16 protein-coding genes and 1 tRNA gene are annotated in these 17,518 nt (G+C 56.9%); 3 read left to right on the forward strand and 14 right to left on the reverse strand.

The genetic code is table 11. The annotated features are described in order from the left end of the window. Nucleotides 1-50: 50 nt before the first annotated feature. A tRNA-Asn gene (locus PVV54_RS18330) sits at nt 51-126 on the forward strand. A 197-nt stretch (nt 127-323) separates the two neighbouring features. Here PVV54_RS18330 and PVV54_RS18335 read toward each other — a convergent pair. From PVV54_RS18335 to PVV54_RS18350, 4 genes are all read right to left on the reverse strand, one after another. Further along, a complete protein-coding gene (locus PVV54_RS18335; RefSeq protein ID WP_274906608.1) occupies nt 324-887 on the reverse strand; it encodes a DUF1285 domain-containing protein in 564 nt (187 codons plus the stop codon). Nucleotides 888-897: 10 nt separating this feature from the next. Further along, nucleotides 898-1,503, reverse strand: a complete 606-nt coding sequence (locus PVV54_RS18340; RefSeq protein ID WP_274906609.1) for a DUF4823 domain-containing protein — start codon at nt 1,501-1,503, stop codon at nt 898-900. Between the two features lie 66 nt (nt 1,504-1,569). Further along, entirely contained in the window at nt 1,570-2,538 is a 969-nt protein-coding gene (locus PVV54_RS18345) for a GTP 3',8-cyclase MoaA (RefSeq protein ID WP_274906610.1), read from the reverse strand. 108 nt (nt 2,539-2,646) lie between these two features. Then, complete coding sequence (locus tag PVV54_RS18350) at nt 2,647-3,282, reverse strand: TetR/AcrR family transcriptional regulator (protein WP_274906611.1); 636 nt, start codon at nt 3,280-3,282, stop codon at nt 2,647-2,649. 72 nt (nt 3,283-3,354) lie between these two features. Here PVV54_RS18350 and PVV54_RS18355 point away from each other — a divergent pair, with 72 nt between their 5' ends. After that, nucleotides 3,355-4,488 carry an aminotransferase class V-fold PLP-dependent enzyme gene (locus tag PVV54_RS18355; protein WP_274906612.1) on the forward strand — a complete coding sequence of 378 codons (1,134 nt, stop codon included), beginning with the start codon at nt 3,355-3,357 and terminating at the stop codon, nt 4,486-4,488. Nucleotides 4,489-4,726: 238 nt separating this feature from the next. Here the strand turns inward: PVV54_RS18355 and PVV54_RS18360 are convergent, their stop codons facing one another. From PVV54_RS18360 to PVV54_RS18390, 7 genes are all read right to left on the reverse strand, one after another. Then, nucleotides 4,727-5,509, reverse strand: a complete 783-nt coding sequence (locus PVV54_RS18360; RefSeq protein ID WP_274906613.1) for a TatD family hydrolase — start codon at nt 5,507-5,509, stop codon at nt 4,727-4,729. Between the two features lie 29 nt (nt 5,510-5,538). Then, entirely contained in the window at nt 5,539-6,525 is a 987-nt protein-coding gene (locus PVV54_RS18365) for a DNA polymerase III subunit delta' (protein ID WP_274906614.1), read from the reverse strand. Then, complete coding sequence (gene tmk, locus PVV54_RS18370) at nt 6,518-7,141, reverse strand: dTMP kinase (protein ID WP_274906615.1); 624 nt, start codon at nt 7,139-7,141, stop codon at nt 6,518-6,520. The genes PVV54_RS18365 and tmk overlap by 8 nt, the downstream gene beginning before the upstream one ends. A 555-nt stretch (nt 7,142-7,696) precedes the next feature. Then, nucleotides 7,697-9,877, reverse strand: coding sequence for a DEAD/DEAH box helicase (locus PVV54_RS18375; RefSeq protein ID WP_274906616.1), 2,181 nt, complete (start codon nt 9,875-9,877; stop codon nt 7,697-7,699). Next, the gene (locus PVV54_RS18380; protein ID WP_274906617.1) at nt 9,874-11,502 is read right to left on the reverse strand and encodes a HamA C-terminal domain-containing protein; all 1,629 of its coding nucleotides are present in this window, start codon (nt 11,500-11,502) and stop codon (nt 9,874-9,876) included. The genes PVV54_RS18375 and PVV54_RS18380 overlap by 4 nt, the downstream gene beginning before the upstream one ends. 399 nt (nt 11,503-11,901) lie before the next feature. Beyond that, nucleotides 11,902-12,090 (reverse strand): helix-turn-helix domain-containing protein, encoded by a 189-nt coding sequence (locus tag PVV54_RS18385; RefSeq protein WP_274906618.1) that lies wholly within the window; start codon nt 12,088-12,090, stop codon nt 11,902-11,904. A gap of 62 nt (nt 12,091-12,152) precedes the next feature. Then, nucleotides 12,153-13,403: a DUF4427 domain-containing protein gene (locus tag PVV54_RS18390; protein ID WP_274906619.1), complete on the reverse strand. Its 1,251-nt coding sequence runs from the start codon at nt 13,401-13,403 to the stop codon at nt 12,153-12,155. A gap of 891 nt (nt 13,404-14,294) precedes the next feature. Here PVV54_RS18390 and PVV54_RS18395 point away from each other — a divergent pair. Next, complete coding sequence (locus PVV54_RS18395) at nt 14,295-14,930, forward strand: HAD family hydrolase (RefSeq protein WP_274906620.1); 636 nt, start codon at nt 14,295-14,297, stop codon at nt 14,928-14,930. A 54-nt stretch (nt 14,931-14,984) separates the two neighbouring features. On the opposite strand, the gene PVV54_RS18400 is transcribed toward PVV54_RS18395, so the two are convergent. The 3 genes from PVV54_RS18400 to PVV54_RS18410 form a co-directional block, all read right to left on the reverse strand. After that, a complete protein-coding gene (locus PVV54_RS18400) occupies nt 14,985-15,338 on the reverse strand; it encodes a hypothetical protein (RefSeq protein WP_274906621.1) in 354 nt (117 codons plus the stop codon). A 285-nt stretch (nt 15,339-15,623) separates the two neighbouring features. Further along, nucleotides 15,624-16,817 (reverse strand): restriction endonuclease, encoded by a 1,194-nt coding sequence (locus PVV54_RS18405; protein ID WP_274906622.1) that lies wholly within the window; start codon nt 16,815-16,817, stop codon nt 15,624-15,626. A 144-nt stretch (nt 16,818-16,961) separates the two neighbouring features. Then, nucleotides 16,962-17,438 carry a hypothetical protein gene (locus PVV54_RS18410; RefSeq protein WP_274906623.1) on the reverse strand — a complete coding sequence of 159 codons (477 nt, stop codon included), beginning with the start codon at nt 17,436-17,438 and terminating at the stop codon, nt 16,962-16,964. Between the last annotated feature and the right edge of the window lie 80 nt (nt 17,439-17,518).

A 17,518-nucleotide genomic window follows, 5' to 3' on the forward strand; every position in this document is an offset into this window, starting at 1 on the left:
TCAGGGGGAGGCTTGACTTCCCCCTGCTGTTGGGTAAGATACGCGCAGATTCCGCGATAGCTCAGTCGGTAGAGCAAATGACTGTTAATCATTGGGTCCCTGGTTCGAGTCCAGGTCGCGGAGCCAAATACTGAAAAACCTCCATGTGCGTGAGCACTGGAGGTTTTTTGCATTCTGGCTCTGGATTTTGGCGCATGTCTCGCGCCTTGCAGCGCTCTCAGGACCGAGCGCCGCCCGCGCGGCGCATCGCGGCTAAAGCCGCTCCTACATTTGTTGCAACGTGCCAAACCTGTCAGGCCATGGTTGCCTTCCGCGATTCACCGTCACATGTGGCTGCGCCCGATCGGGTAGAACTGGCCGCGACTCCACACGCCAAGCCACTCATCCCCATCGATCATCCGAGGCACCGCTAGCTCTACCAGTTGATAAAACACGTTACGGTGTATGAGCGCCTCCAGATTGGCGCGCATCAGCACGTAGGGTGATGGCTCCTGCGTTACCGGGTCGATCTCCACCCGCAGTGGGTTTTCCGGCCCTGCTTCCACCTCATCCTCGACATTGCTGGTAAACCGCAGCACCTGCTGTTCGCCACTGCCCTGCACATCCAGTGTCACAGCCACAAAGGGCGCATCGTCGACGCGAATGCCCACTTTCTCTACCGGTGTGATCAGGAAGTAGTCATCGCCATCACGCCGGATGATCGTGGAAAACAAACGCACCATTGGCTTGCGCCCGATCGGCGTACCCAGGTAGTACCAGGTGCCGTCACGCGCGATGCGCATGTCGATGTCGCCGCAGAAGTCCGGGTTCCACAGATGCACTGGCGGCAGGCCCTTGTGTTTGGGAATCTGCGCCAGAAGATCATTGGCTTTGCCGGAATCCGTCATTGCTTGCCCCTTACTTGCTCATGCCCAGAAGGCTACGAGCGTACTCGCGCATTGGCGCCGCGAGCAAATCCTCTGGCGTGTTGTCGTGGAACGTCAACAAACCGCCACGGCTCTTGATGCGGGCCGTGTCGATCAGGTAGCGGGTGTTGGTTTCGATCAACATCATCTGCACCACGCCCGTGTCCCAGCCCAGGCGGTCGACCGCCTGTTCGTCATACCACTCGTCACCGTTGCCGATACGGTCATCGGTGCGGGCGAAACGGGTGTAGAGCACGTAATCGGCGCCCACCGAGCGCGCCTGTGCGATGGCCTCTTCCAGGCCCAATGGGCCTTGGGCGCGGCGCACCAACGGGAAGTATTCGACAAAGCTTTTGAAGGCTTCCTCGGCCACCACATTCTGCTTCGGCTGCGGCCCTTTGCCCGGCGGCATGAAGGCACCCTGGCCAATGAAGATGAACGAATCCGGCTGCAGGCGGATCGACAGCGTGCGGCGCGTGTCGCTGTGATCGAGCAACCCGGCATCGCTCATGTGGTAACGGACGCCCTCGCCCATATCGCTGACATTCATGCAGCCACCCAGCGCCAACAGCGCCAGGGGCAAGACAAGGCTACGCATCATTCCTCCAGTGGCCGGCGACGAAAAACCGGCGGATAGCGGGCGGATGCAGCTTTTGCGCCAGTCTTAACCGCCAATCACTTTCATGACCGTCACACCGCCGGAGAACGCCAGTTCCTGCTTGTCGGCCAAGGCTTTTACCAGCAAGCGCTGCAAGGCTGGCAGCGCTTCGTGACGCGGTTTGGCCAACAGGTCGCCGACATAGTGACGGTTGTTCGACGACAAACAACCATGCAACCAGCCCGTTGACGAAAGGCGCAGGCGTGAGCACGTCCGGCAGAACGGCACGCTCTCGTTGGCGATCACGCCGAAATGCCCCCTACCCGGGATCTGATAGCGCAGCGCGGTGGCATCCAGCGGTGCATCGACTTGCTGGTACGCGTGCGCCTGGCCAATCAGCTCCAACAAGCTGTCCAACCCGACGAATTGCTGAACGAACGCGTTGTGGTCACGGGCCAGGTGGCCCATGCGCATCAGCTCGATGAAGCGCAGCTCAAAACCTTGCTCCAGGCAGTAATCCAGCAGCGGCAACACCTGGTCGAGGTTCTGCCCGCGCATGGGCACCATGTTCACCTTGATCTGCATGCCAAGCGCCCTGGCCTGCTGCATGCCGGCGAGCACAGTCGCCAGGTCGCCTCCCCTTGCGATACGGCGAAACGCCAGCGGGTCGAGGGTATCGAGGGACACGTTCAGCCGACGGATGCCTGCGGCCTGCAACTGAGGCAGCTTGCGTGAAAGCAGTTGGCCGTTCGTGGTCAAGGTAATGTCTTGCAGGGCAAGCTGTGCCACAGCTGCCAGGAACGCATCCAGCCTGGGGCTGATCAGTGGTTCGCCGCCGGTGATGCGCAAACGCTCGATACCAGCCGCCTCGATCAGGTAGGCCACACCGCGCGCCAATGTATCTGCGGGGAGTTCATCCTGCGCGGCCACCAAGCGCTTGCCATTGGGCACGCAGTAACTGCAGGCATAGTTGCAGGCAGCTGTCAGGCTGACGCGCAGGTTGCGAAAACGCCTGCCTTGACGATCGACGATCATGGATGACTCCGGCATGGATGAATCGGGGGCTGGCAAAACCTGACTCAAAATTCAGGTTTTTGCAAGCCCCCGCTCAATGCCGCAATCGTTGTGAAACGCGAAAGCGCTCTAGCCAGCGGCTTCCGGGTCACGCTTGCGCTTGTTGCCCATGCGCACACCGATGTCCATGAGGAACTGGAAGAAACCTTCCTGGTCTTCCAGCACATTGCTCCAGAACGGCGAGTGATACAGCGCAACCGCGCCATGTACCAGCGCCCAGGCGGCACAGTAATGGAAGTACGGCGGCACATCTTCAAGCTTGCCTTCGCTGATACGGCCCTTGATCAGCTGGGTGAGGCGATCGAAGTTGGACGCGCGGATGCTGTGCAGCTCCTCGACCATTTCCGGCACCTGGTTGCCCTTGACCACCTTCTCTTCCAGGCGGTCGAACAACCGATAGCGCTGCGGGTCACGCATGCGGAACTCGAAGTAGGCGCGCGACAGCGCCTCCTTGTCGCGGTCGACATCGGCAGAATGCAACAGCGCGTTCAGGTCCCGCTCATAATCGAGCATCAGGCGCAGGTAGATCTCCGCCTTGGACTTGAAATGCTTGTAGATCGTACCTTTGCCGATACCCACAGCGTCGGCGATCATCTCGACAGTGACGCTGTCTTCACCCTGTTCAAGGAACAGTTTGAGTGCGGTATCAAGGATTTCCTGTTCGCGACGGCGAAACTCACGGACCTTACGAGGTTCTTTCTGCATAGGAAGGACTGGATGACAATCGAAGCGGATTATTATGCCTAACTTGCAGCAAATTGCACGGATCATCCAACCATGTCTATGTTTCACGATGAGTTCGAGCTGGCCCCGGGCCTGCGCTATCTGAACCACGCGGCCATCGCCCCTTGGCCACGCCGGGCCCGCGAGGCGGTGGCGCGCTTTGCTCAGGCCAATGTACAGAGGGGCGCCAGCGACTACACAGCCTGGCTCGCCACCGAACGGCGCCTGCGCGATCGCCTGATGCGCTTGATCAACGCACCGTCGAGTGGGGACATCGCTCTGGTCCAGAACACCTCGCAGGCGCTGTCACTGGTGGCCTTTGGCCTGGAATGGCAACCCGGCGATCAGGTGGTGATCAGTGATGAAGAATTCCCCTCCAATCGCATCGTTTGGGAGGCGTTGGCCGACCGCGGCGTAGAGGTGGTACAAGCCAGCCTTGCCGGCGATGATCCGGAAGCCGCCCTGCTGGCTGCCTGCGGGCCTCGTACCCGCTTGCTGGCCGTGAGTGCGGTGCAGTTTGGCAGCGGGCTGCGCCTGGACCTGGAGCGCCTTGGCCAGGGCTGCCGGGCACGCAATGTATTATTCTGCGTCGATGCTATCCAGCAGATCGGCGCCCTGCCCTTCGACGTTCAGCGGTATCAATGCGACTTTGCCATGGCCGACGGGCATAAATGGATGCTTGGCCCGGAGGGGCTGGGTGTTTTCTATTGCCGCACGGCGTTGCGCCCGCAATTGAAGCTGCATGCCTATGGCTGGCACATGATGGATCACCTTGGCGACTTCGAACGCCGACAGTGGCGGCCGGCACCCAGTGCACGCCGTTTCGAATGCGGCAGCCCGAACATGCTCGGCGCACATGCACTGGAGGCAAGCCTGTCGCTGCTGGAAGATATCGGCATGCCGGAAATTGCCAGGCAACTGACGCTACGGATCGAGCAACTGCATCAAGGCCTGGCCAACATTCCCGGCATACGCCTGCACAGCCCGGCTTCGCCGGAAAAGCGGGCGGGCATAGTGACATTCAGCGTTGACGGCGTGGCAAGTTCAGCCATCTACCAAGCATTGACCGCCGAAGGAACAATTTGCGCACTGCGCGGCCCTGGAGTGCGATTTTCGCCGCATTTCTATACCAAAGAGCATCATATCGAAGAAGCTGTTCAGCAAGTGCGGCGCCTGGCCATACGCTGAGGAAAGAACGAACCCCGGACGTATTCCAAATCTGTTTAAAAAACGACCAGAACTGCACTGGCACTGCGCCAAACCTGGCTAATACTTGAAGTGTTGGCGCGGCGCATCCCCCCCAGTGGCGCGCCGATAAAGGTGCCCAGGGACCGCGTACCTTTGTTTTACTCCTAATGGTCTTAACCCGGATTCCCCCCCCAGAACCCGGGTTTTTTTTGCCCGGATGCTGGCGCTGGGGTACAGGTCAGGCTACACGAGCGAGGGGGAACAACCGTTTGAAGTTGGCGGTGGTTTGCTCGGCCAGCTGCTCGTAGCTGGCACCACGCAACGAGGCCACGTATTCAGCCACCTCGCGCACGTACTGCGGCAGGTTGGGCTTTCCGCGATGGGGAATAGGGGCCAGGTACGGGGAATCGGTTTCGACCAGCAGGCGGTCGACCGGCACTTGTCGCGCCACTTCGCGCAGGGCTTCAGCATTGCGGAACGTAACAATACCGGAGAGCGAAATGTAATAGCCCAGGTCGAGGGCGGCCTTGGCCATGTCCCAATCCTCGGTAAAGCAGTGCAGCACGCCCGCCTGCGGCAAGCTGGCCTCACGCAGCAAGGCCAAGGTATCTGCCCTCGCCGCCCGTGTATGCACGATCACCGGCTTGCCGGTCTGGCGCGACGCTTCAAGGTGCAGGCGGAACGACGCCTGCTGCAGCTCGGCCGCTTCCGGCTCGTAATGGTAATCAAGCCCGGTTTCGCCAATGGCCACCACATGTGGGTGCGACAGTTCGCGCAGCAGCCACTCCAGCGCTGGGGTCTCACCCGGCGCCAGGTCGAGCGGGTGAATGCCAACCGAGCAATCGACATCGGCATACTGCTCGCTCAGGGCCTTCACCGCCCCGGCATTCTCGGCACTTACACCAATGCACAGGAAGTGCCCAACGCCGCGCTCCCGCGCCGCCTGCAGGGCTGCATCCAGGGAGCCATTGTGGGCGCTCAGGTCAAGACGATCGAGGTGGCAATGGGAATCTACAAGCATGGGAAACGGCACACATGAAAAGAGAATGGTCAGCGTGAACCCGGCAACTGCACCCAATGGGCCAGCAGGGCTTCCAGCAGCAGGACGCGGTTGAGGTTGGCCTTGCCCAGCACCTTCTGACGCTGCTCAAGGATCCAGGCCTGGACATCCAGCACCTTGGCCTGCCGGCTTTTTTGCGCCAGGTACTGCACCACCTTGCGCATATCCGCCAAGCCTAAACCTTCTTCGTCCTGGGTCAATTGATAACGCAGTATCAGGTGCGACCAGTCGCAGAACCAGTCAAACAGCAAAAGCAATGGCACACCGCTCCACGCCTCGGCCAGCTGGCTGGGTGATTGCTGCTGCTTCAGCAGTTTCTTCACCCCATCCGTGACCAGCGCACGCTGTTCGCGCACGCCTTGAGCCTGCAGGCTCTGCGCCATCAACGGCGAGCCGGCAGCCAGGGTCAGCAGCTCGTCGCGTTCAGCCTCATCGCTTTCGGCCAGCGCCGAGGCCAGCCAGGCTCGGCTTTCGCTCAGGCTGGGTTGCGGGCAGGTAACTTGCTGGCAACGGCTTTTGATGGTCGCCAGCAGGCGGCTGGGCTGGTGGCTGACCAGCAGCAGCACGGTGTCGCCGGAAGGCTCTTCCAGGCTTTTGAGCAGCGCGTTGGAGGCGTTGATGTTCATGGCCTCCACCGGCTCGATCAACACGACCTTGCGCCCGCCAAGCTGGGCCGTCTGTACCACGAACTGTACCAGCTCGCGCACCTGATCAACCTTGATTGGCTTGTCAGCCTCTTCAGGCTCCAGCACAAAGTTGTCCGGGTGGCTGCCTGCCTTGAGCAACAGGCACGACTTGCACTGGCCGCAGGCATCCAGGCCCTGGGGCTGCTGGCACAACAGGCGCGCCATGAGCCGCTCGGCCATGGCCCGCTTGCCGATGCCCTTGGGGCCATGCAACAGGTAAGCATGGGCATGCTGGGCACGCCCCGCCAACTGTTGCCACAACGCCTGCTGCCAGGGGTAGGCTTCAGCCACGGCAACGCACCACAATGCCTTGCAATAGCGCATCGATGTCACGCTGCACCATATCCAGCGACTGGGCGGCATCCAACAGGCTGTAGCGCTGTGGTTCACGCTGGGCGCGCTGCAGGTAGGCTTGGCGCACAGCCTCGAAGAAGGCTTGGCCCTCCTGCTCGAAACGGTCCAGGCGGCCGCGCGCTGCGGCACGGGCCAGGCCCACTTCTACCGGCAGATCGAATACGAGCGTCAGGTCCGGGCGCAGGTCGCCTTGAACGAATTGCTCCAGAGTAGCGATGCGCTCCACCGAAAGGCCACGGCCGCCGCCCTGATAGGCGTAAGTGGCGTCTGTGAACCGATCACACAGCACAACCGCCCCTTTGGCCAATGCCGGGCGGATAACCTGCGCCAAGTGTTGGGCACGCGCGGCGAACACCAACAGCAACTCAGTGTCTGCGTCCATCGCCTCGTCGCTTGGCGCCAACAGCAGTTCGCGAATTTTCTCGGCCAATGGCGTGCCGCCTGGCTCACGGGTCAGCACCACCTCCAGCCCCTGCTCGCGCAGGCGTGCCGCCAGGTAGTCGCGGTTAGTGCTTTTGCCGGTGCCTAATATTCTGTTTAGGAACGATGTCAACCAGACGTCAACCCCAAGCAAAATCACCAAAAATCTCATCGAACCTAATATTTTCAATGACTTAAATAATCCTATAAACCGTAAAATCAGGCCCGAAACGGCACACATGTCAACCAGCTCAGTTTCGGGTGACCTCAGCAAGCCAAATGTAAACCAAACAGCCTTCCCGGACGCAAAAGCCCTTCAATCCCAGAGGCTTTTCAACCCTAGGATGTAAACCAAATGAGCTATGGTCATGATTGTATATGGTCTTTTCAGCCCTGTCTGGATGACTTGAAACGTCAATAATCGACCGGCGAATCCGCCCCACACCCGTCAAAAACTCCGACCAACGGACGCTAATCCGACGTCAACGTGCGCATGAACGCCCACGCCAGAGACCCAATCATGTTTTGGAGCAAGCTTTAGCTGTCCATTCGCCCTGGCGAAAGCCTTTGATGAACCGAGCGCCCACAAGCTCGTCAACGTCCAGATCCAAAGCCCAGTTAACGAGCCATGCGAGCGCAGACCAGACCAAGCCAAACAAAGCCAGCCAGGCCAGCCCAAGGCGAGCCTTCACACAACCCCTAAAGCCCGCCTCACGAAACTCTGGTCTACGAACCCCATAAACTCCCAGGCAAATTCGTTCTGCCGGAGATATTCAGCCAACTCATCCACGCCCGCCTCTTCGGGAAACTCCACCAACTCAGCCATGCGGTGCAGCGTCTGGATGGGGATGCCTATCTCTTCAAGCGCGTTCACGCCTGCTGGGAGATGGAAACTCTCAAAACCCATCCTGACATGGCTGTAGTCAATGGTGCTGCGAATCCCCTTTTTGATAGCGTGCAAACGAACAACGTCCTCCAGCAGCCCCAGCAACTTGGGGATGGTGTAGCCGAAGGCATTGCTCACCAGCTTCAGATCATTATTGAGCGACTTGGAGAGGTTTACTTTCTCTTGGGCTTTGATCCGCTGCTTGGTGTACTCGATCTGACCTTTCAGAAAAGCCGAATAACTGTCGGCCTTCAGGTAGGCGGTCAGCTTGGCCAAGATGTTATCTGGGGTTTTAGTTTGAAGACCATTCGTAGAAAACGCCTTCGGTACGATCTTGCTGCTGATCTTAGCCAACGTCTTCAAAAATCCGGGCGCTGGAGACCAGTGAAAGACAAGTGACTCAAACTCGTCCTCGTTGAGCATCTGAACCAAGCTGTACAGCTGCTCAAACTGCTCCATCCTGAAGTAGGAGTGCTTCTTGACTAGATCGACGGAAAACCGATCCTGCGCAAACGCGGCTTCAAACCGATCCTGGGAATATTCAGTCAAATGATCTGGCTGGGCACTCGCGAGAAGATTCAGCGGCGTATCTTCATCCTGAATCCCCAGAGGGATATCGACCTCCTGATTCAGGTTATCCTCGGGAACGTCTTCTAGGCAAAACACCTTGCCGACGAAGTGGACGCCCATCCGCCCCGCACGTCCTTTAATATTGCCGTGGGTGAATTTGTCGATTCCCCGGGTACCGTTGCGGTTGTCGTAGATAACGACATTCTTAGCAATCGTATTTACACCCTCGATAATGGTTGCGGTGCACAGGAGAAACCGCAGATCCCCCGCGTTGAATCGGTCGGCGGTGTACTGCTGGAGGGCTCGGGGAAGTCCGCCGAAATGCAAACCGATGCTATTCTTAAGGGCATAGGTGTAGTCCCAATCCGGGTCGAACTCTTCCGCAACCCAGTCAATGTGAGGACTCTGGAATGGCTGCCCGTACCCAAGTCTAACTAGCTCGCGGGCGACGTTGCCGGCCACAGTGGACGACTTGCAATAGATAATCGTGGCGCCTTCACACTGGGGTGCGATAGTCGCCAACATCTCAAGCTTCCCCTCATCATCATTGGGATCCACACCGAAGGTCTGCACATCGACCGCCACGGTGTTGAAGTCGGCAGATATGAATGTGTGGTCGTACCCCAGTTCAGTTAGGCCACGTATACTGTTGATGAAGGGCCCAGTGAGGTAAAACTGCTTGGAGACCTTCAGCAGCTTACTGAGGGCGATATTCAACTCAGTGACTCGCTCATCCTTGAAGTCGGTAGTGCCGTTTTTAAGCTGCTGGAAGGCCAGTTTGTAGAATTCATCAATAACGAAAAGATCGATGGCCTTGATGTCATCACGCTCGTTTACCCGTTCCTGGGTCAAGACGTACACGACCCTGTCGCTGCGGCATTCTTGCGAGCTGTGGTGAATGATCTGATAGACCTCGCCAAAGCGCTCCTGAAGCCGCCGGCGTGTCTCGTCAGCCAGAGCGACGGTAGGTACTACGAGAACGACCCGCTTGAAGCGACCAAGGCCAAGCAGCGAGTCGACAATGGCACTCTTGCCCATACTGGTAGGCGCACTCAGTACGACGTTGCGGCCAGCCTTGAGCAGATCGAAGATCCGGAACTGCATCGAGTGAAAAACAAAGTCTTTCGAGAATGGCGTTTGGTACACGTCCAAAGCAATACGTTCGCCCTGGGAAAGCTCCGAGAACTCTTTCTTCAAGTACGGAAATAACCCAGCCTTCCTGACCATGTTCCGAAGAATTCCAACGTGATCCACGAATTTCTCACGGGAACCAAGCGCCCGAATGGTCAGATCTCTACCCAATGAAGTGGAAACGGGGTTGGACAGGAGGGAGTTGACCGCTGAGAGGTAGCGGAACGCGGAGAACCCATCTGCGCCCAAACTCTGCTTTGCAGCATCATAAACTTCGATCACAAGGCCTCCCTGACCTTCTTGTCTACCAATTGGGTTAACGTCTCCAGACTTGGCGCTGGGTAGATGAACACGTTGATTGTGAGCTTTGCGAAGGTAGGGTCGTGCTCCAGGTCATCGACAAACTTTTCGAATAGGGCTGCCGTTTCCTGCTCAAGATGATCTTCATGCCCCGGTGTTTCAGGCTCAGTGAGCAATGTCGAGTCGTACCCTATGAATAGCACGAAACGAAGACGATCCAGATGAGAGTCGAACGAATTGCTCTCGTCCAAGATCGTGTGGATGTCATGGCGCAGTAGGTAGGCATCGTCTTTGATGTCGAGGATCTTGCCCCGAGCGTTGCTGAAGCATTCCATGATCTGCTCGTAGAGCTCATCACGGATCTCATGCAAGCGCGCAGCGATGTTTGATGCCGTGACAAGCTCACTGAAGCCAACCCACAACTCATCGCCCCCAGGATCTCGCCGAACGATATGGACGTTCTCCAGTATCTTTTCTTCGTTCTGACCTTCGAGGTAAAGCATGCAGGGTATTGGCTGACTTGAATGCGTCTGCCGAATCGTGGCGTGGAGAAGCACCCGCCCCAAGAAGGAACGCACATCTCCCAGGGAAGCGAATACAGTGTTTTGTAAGCGCTGCCCTTGCTCAACAAGCGATAGCTTGTAGATATCAGCCAGTTCATTAGGGCGGAGAAACACCTCGTCCAGCCATTTGCAGACGTTGTCGACGATGTGTTTATAACGGTAGCGCGTCATGCTGTATTGCTGGTGCAAGACGAGGCCATTTCGTTTAGCGCACGGTGTGGCCAAGGGGGCGCGGAACGGAACCAGAATATGCGGTAGCTGCCGCTTGACGTAGATCTTGCGCCCCACCCGCTTCTGGTCTTCCTCGACCCGGCCTTGGAACCAAGTGTTCAAATCGGCGCGAAGATAGGATTTGCTATCCACCGAGTGGATTCTGCGTGACAGAGCGCCTTTACGCGTAACTGTGTCCAGGATACCTCGCCAGATATCCTCTGCAGAGGCTTCGGCGCTCAAGATGGCCCCGTGGAGCTCATCCGCAGCAAGCCGAATGTTCCTGATGCCCAGGAGCTCAATCTCGCGCATGGTTCGGAACACTTGCCACCACGCGGCGTCAACCCAATTCGCCACGTCCACCCCACTGGTAGCAACGTAATTGGCGGTTTTTGAGTTGAGGTATTTGATCAGCTCATCGCGCCCGGGCTTGCCGTCACGTTCTTCTCGGCTGATAAGCAGGTATTCGAGAGTGACGTTAGTGGGATGCTCCGTAACGATCCTGAATTTTCTTGGGACGGTGAGCTCGGGTTCGCACTCCATGGACTTGTGCAAGATCGAGCTACAAGGGATCTTTTTGTTGCTCGCAACCTTACTCAGAACGACAAGATCGCTCTGGGCCCAAAGGGTCTTGGTGGTGGTTTTGACCTGTACGAACTCTACGAAATCATCGCAGACGACGTCGATATCATCTGTGACCTCACAGCGGATGCGTCGAATTGTCTTGTCACGAAGCATCTGTGTGACGTAAAAGGCGGCAACGCAATCCTGAAATATGAAGCCGTGCTTGGCAGCAACTCCGCCGGCATCGTTTGGTTCCATCTTGACATCCATGGCAGCTCTGTCCATGGAATTTATGGCAATCGCCCCCATGCGTCTAGGTTATTGATGGCGTTTTGATGTGTCTCGTGTGGGCCTGCAGCCTCCTGAGGCGTTATCTCACTGCCATCGAGCCTCCGCCCCCGCGCCATTCTTGAAGCCCCAGACCACATATAAGCCCCAGCTGACAGCATCCCAACCGCAATCAATTCAGGGGGCATAGTTGACTGATCCTGGCCTCCTGATGGACACCCATGGCCCATCGATTTTCGGATGAGTTGATTGTAAGGGGCCGGTGAACACACCTTCCGAACCTGCCCAGTAAGGGTAATTGTGTCCGCGTATTTATAAGCGGACGCAATTACCCTTAAGGATTCTCCGATCAAGTTGCTCATCAGCCGGAAATGTACTTGGTCACGCTGGCAGATCTGCGTAGATCCGTATGCCAAGCTCCTTCAGCACCTGCAGCACGCTTGCGATAGCTACGGTGCCTTTACCGGTCTCGATGTCTCTCAGCAGCACATGACTCTTGCCTAACATGCCCGCAAGGTCGGTTTGGATAATCGACTGCTGTTTTCGTATTTTTCGAACTATGGCGCCCAATTCTGCGGTTGCTCATTAGCCGGAAATGGGCGGCTTATCGGCGTACTCGAAATCGGAAAAGCTCATCTATCCTCGTCATCCTCCTCCGGCGTCGGCAGGATAAAGTACCCGCCTCCCCAGATTTCGCCGGCGTAGCAGGGATACTCATCTGGAGAATACGATTCCCGGACACTGAAGTAGGTGCTCCGGATGCCGTACTGCTCCCGCAGCTGCTCTGACAGTGCCAACACGATCGCCTCACGCTCACGCAAATCACGCCCGCGATCCAAGCCGTCCAGTGAAGCAAGATAGCGCCCCTTGAGATTCGGTCGGACTCGACCAGCCTTCACCAGGGCTCTCACATAAGGATGGGTGTTGTCTTTAAACCAGAGCCAGCAGCCACCCCACTCCTGCACGAACCACTTGGCGGTAGAGGCTTCCTGCTCTATGACTCTGCTGGAGAAGTCCTGGTCTGCAGCTTGAGCCTCGTCGGCAGAGACGTTCAACGCGGATTTGAAATCAAGGCAGGCGTTGCTAAACGCCTGCTGCAGCGCTTCATCGTCCAAGCCCTCAATGCTCATGGGGAGCTGGTCGCACACGAGGATGTGATCGACATGGGTCTCGGAAACGAGCCCGAGGTCGATCAGGCACAAGACGTCGTATTGGAGCAGGCCCGCCGTTGGCAGGTCAGGCACGACGATCCCCATGCCTGACCAATTTTCCAGCGTGATGTCGAGACCTGGGATGACGTTGTCTTCGTAACCGTCCTCCTCGATGTTCTCTATGAGGTCATCGTAGTTCCCTGGGTACCGCCACCGCCATTCCGAACAGGGCTTGGGCTGAATGGGCCCGCTCGATTCTTCTGCAATGTACCGGTACTGAATGCGACCATTTGCCCGGATCAGGCCCTTGATCGGCGCTCCGTCCTGAAGGTATGCCTGCCCTTCGGCCCACTGGATTACTGGCAAGACATCCCCTGCCTTGGCTGCGCTTTGCAGGAATGTGATGGCGTACTTGGTAACCACCTCATTATTTACGGCACCACCGCCATGAACAGCCACGAGGTCAGCGAGACTGAAGCTCGCAAAACAGACGGCTGGATGCGGGCCCAGAATAGTTCTGCTTCCGTCGCGGATGCCGAATGTAGGCCACAGGTGATGCATGCGCATGGCAAGTCTGAGAAGAAGTCCAGCAGTCCAATCATCATCGTCGGGTTGGCAGTATGACGGGAAAGATTCAGGTATAAACTCTGGGCAGGAAGATCCAATAAGATTCACATCGCGAAAGAAGTGCGCGACACGAGGCAGCAACAAGTTACTTTTATCCGAATTCATATCACCCCCTCCCAACCCAAAAAACTACTTATACACCCTATGCAAGACAAAATTTTACGACTACCACAACTCATCCAGAACAATAGACACAACAAGACAAATTCGCAAGCGCCCCCCCGCACAAATAAGACCAGCACAGACCGACATATCGGATAACACAAATATTGATACTTCAAAAATCCGGTACACCCACAACCTCAATTAATCCAAAACCACTCGAAGCCCTCTCCTGGCGCCCCGCGAAGACCAAACTGGAATAATTACAAAATTAACACCAACAAAAATCACAACTTATTGATTTAGCTCGTAAAGCTCCAAGAAAGAATCGACATCATCAACCTCAGCAGACTGTATCAATTACACCAAAATTCGTCGCGCCTCGTGCTTCCAAACCCCTGAAGCCCCCGTATCTTTATAAATTGTAAAAACTGCAATATCGTCACCATATAGAAGACACTCCCTCACCTACCCCTTTCACGACCCTATGCTTGGCGCGAGAGCGCAGCCAAATATCCAGCCCCATTACCCATGACAAACACCCCTCCCTCACAAACAGCCCAACTCAAACACAACAACCAAATCGAAATTTCGCAAACCTCGACAAAACATCAACCCCCAAACTTCAGCCGCACACATAAACAATGAAAAAGTTATACAAAACGCGCACACAAATTTAAAATATGTCTACCAACACGCATAAACATGATATGTAAATAATACCGAGACATTCCCTGAAGATGCCCCTACTGAGCTGCCGCTGACACGACCCACCACATGCGGCTCCAAGCGCATAGGCCAACCCAGCCAAGCTGCCCGACGCGCTGATCCGATGTATCCTGCCTGGCCATTGGGGCTCGCCCCCCCCACCGATGATCAAGGCGCCCCTGCTCGATGCCAGTAAAATTCATACTTTATGACGCCTTCGGCACCCTGCTGCGGATCCCCAATGGCAGGCACCCTTATCGCCAGCTCTTGAGAGAGGGCGCGCGCCAAGGGCGAAAGATGCAGGCGAATGACGTGCACCAGATCATGACCCGTCATCTCGACTTGGCGCAGGCAGCAGAGCATTTCGGTATCAAGATCAGCGCCGACCATCTGGCCGAGATCGAGTCGGTGCTCAAGGCTGAGCTGGAGAGCATTGAAGCCTACGACGATGGGCTGCGCGCTGTAGAGATACTTCAGGCGGAGGGCATCAGGGTGGCCGTCGCTTCGAATCTGGCCGCGCCCTACGCCAATCCTGTGCGGCACCACTATCCGACGATGGACGCCTATGGCTTCAGCTTCGCTGTGGGCGCGTTGAAACCCCAGCCGTTCCTGTACAGGGCGACCTGTGAATTACTCGGGATGGAAGACACCAGCACCCTTACCGCAGATGAGGTGATGATGATTGGCGACTCAGAGAAGTGCGATCGCATTGGGCCGCAAGCAGTGGGCATTCAAGGCTTTCTCTTGAACCGCAACGGGGGTCAGGACTTCACTGATCTCATGGCGTTCGCAGAGCACGTGCTGGCGTACAACCGACGCTGAGGTTACCGGGCAAGCCCCGCTGGATGCCCGCAGCCTCAAAACTAGAAAGGCCGATCACACCGGCACGATGGACACGAGCTCGAAATACCGAAACTTGCGTTTCTTCGCAGCCGCTCGCGCCTCCTGCTCGGCCAGCAAGGAGCTCAACGTGTCCGCATCGTGGGTGAAGACCTCGACCGCGCCTTCGAAGTCCTTGGTGACGTGTAAGGTGACCCGGAGCCGCCCACGTGAACGTACCGCTTTGGCCACCGGGCGAGGTTTAGCATTCCTCACGCCGGCCTGTGGATTCGGCGCTAACGCTGGTGGAGGGTCAATAGATTTCTGCGGTGGTGGCACTTCAGCAGGCGAAACGGTTGCCGGCCCGAACAAAGCCGCGCGCATTTCTTCCTCAGTCAAAGTGTCGCTCATTTCGGGTCTCTATATGGCTCTGGTGGGGGATATTCCGGCATAAAACCAAGTCATTGGTTTCGCCATAACTACCCCGCAAGTCTACCAGCAGATCCTTGCTATACCGTATGCCGAGGTGCATCGATCCAACGCAGCTAATGACCCTTGTGCTCGATCCAAGATGTTACGCAGAACCAGTCATGCGCAGCCGGTCATAAAGAGCCAATCATGCAGAAGCATTGACGGGTGGACGGCGTTCTCAACGGTGGAACAATCCGCATGGGATTCCGCGCTTCCTGCTAGCCCTCAATCCAGAAGACTGAAGTGACAGGGGCGTCTATCCCAGACATGGAACAGATTCCGGCCATCCCAGTAGCTTACCGCTCCATGGTCATCGACCCTTCGTTTGCCTCTGAAAACCGTGTGTGAATTCTTGAAGCCGAGCACCCTGTCGTCGAGCATCGGAACCTCGTGCCCTTCAAGCGCACCAGGGGCTCCACCCACGTTAACCTTTGGAAGAATCAACAACAGAGCTGCGTGCCGAGTTTCTTTGAGAACCAGGGCAAACACGTTTCCAATGGTGGAATAGCCCGACCGGGCATGAAGGACGCTGACATGCTGCCCCCGCTCGACCTTACGCAAAACAGACAGGATATGAGTGTCTGAAATCAGCGTCGATTTATCCTTGATCACCCCACCTTCAGCATCCTTACACCACTGGGCAACATCATTCGATGTTTTGAGCTCAAGCACCCCAGATGACCGCCGTGCAAAAGCCTCAGCGCTAGGCAAGTACCGCGAGGTGGTGACAAAGATGCCGCGATCTACACCATCATTCGCCACGACACCCCGGAGAGCGGCAACAGCCTCCAGCCCGATTGGGTTGGATGGTGAATAGCGCTTGGCTTGGACATAGGCGAGCGTGTCTCCCAAAGGCCCGCGTTGAAGCAGCTTGACATCGACCCCACCGTCCCCGACGCCAGGCCCAAGTTCCGATTCATAGCCTTGACTCTGAAAGAGCCGATGCAAAAATATCTCGAAATCTCTGTGATGTAGGTTGTGCAGGCGCTCCGGGCGAGCGTGAAAGTACTGGTAAAGCTCGCCGTACAAGTCGCCAAAATCCTCGACGATAAGGCTGCACACCCACTTCCAGTGAAAGTACGCGTCGTAGGCGGTTTGAAGCTCATCCGTTGTCGCGAAGAAATAGTAAGAGACACCGTCGTAGTTCTCGTACCAGAAACCGTGCCTGTCGGCGATCTGATCAAGCTGAGCCCGCAAAGGGGGATCCAGATCGCCATCCAGCATCTGTGCTAAAGGGCCAGAACTGTATAAAACGAAGATGACCGCCTCTTGGCCGGGCTCTGCACCGACCCGCTTCGCATACGTAGTGAAGCCACTGTCATACCAGATGTCATGAGACTCCGCCCACGACTTTAGATCGGCCTGCACCCTAGAAATCCGTTTCTCCAGGTCTGCATCTGAGTAAGCCACTACGCTCATTTCGTCGAACCACCCCTGAACCCTACCGCTTCCGTCTTGCCTCGCATCACCCGCGAGACGCCCCCCTGACCAACCTCTGACCGAACCCTGGTTGCACGTCAGATTAAGCCGGCCCGAATCATATCTCGCAGACAATCCCAAGCCTCAATGGACATAACGCCCGAGCTCACTGACGCCTTTGCGCATGAGGTCAACCAATCCATTCAGCTTGCGATAAAAGTTGTCGGCATCGACGAGAAAGCCTAATCGCCCAGTAATTTCGTCTCGCTCAGCGATCACTGCCTGATATTCAGCGCGGTGAGCCAGACCGGCAACCACCATGCCTTGCTGCAGCATAGTCAGCTCACGATGACGATTGATGTTCGCAGCGTAGCGCACGAAGTAGCGATTATTGAGCAGACGGTGCCGACTCAGCAGCAGACAGTATGCGCCGCATCCCGCCACGTACAACTTCATCATGCTGATGTGGATGCCAACAAACTCGCTCAGGTAATCCGCCAACTGCGGGGTCTCGTAGCAGGCAGCGGCGTACAAGATTGGCCACATGGCGATCGCAAAAAGGGCCTGCTTGGTGGAGGGAATGGCAAAGGCTTGGCTAAACATGCGACGCAGTCGATTCATTGAAGCTCCTATGGGCAAAAGTGACTCAGTCCAACATGAGGCTGAGCTGAGCCAGCTTCTACTCCAAACTTCGACGTCGC

The sequence above is a fragment of the Pseudomonas sp. PSKL.D1 genome, assembly GCF_028898945.1.
Taxonomy (GTDB): Bacteria; Pseudomonadota; Gammaproteobacteria; order Pseudomonadales; family Pseudomonadaceae; genus Aquipseudomonas.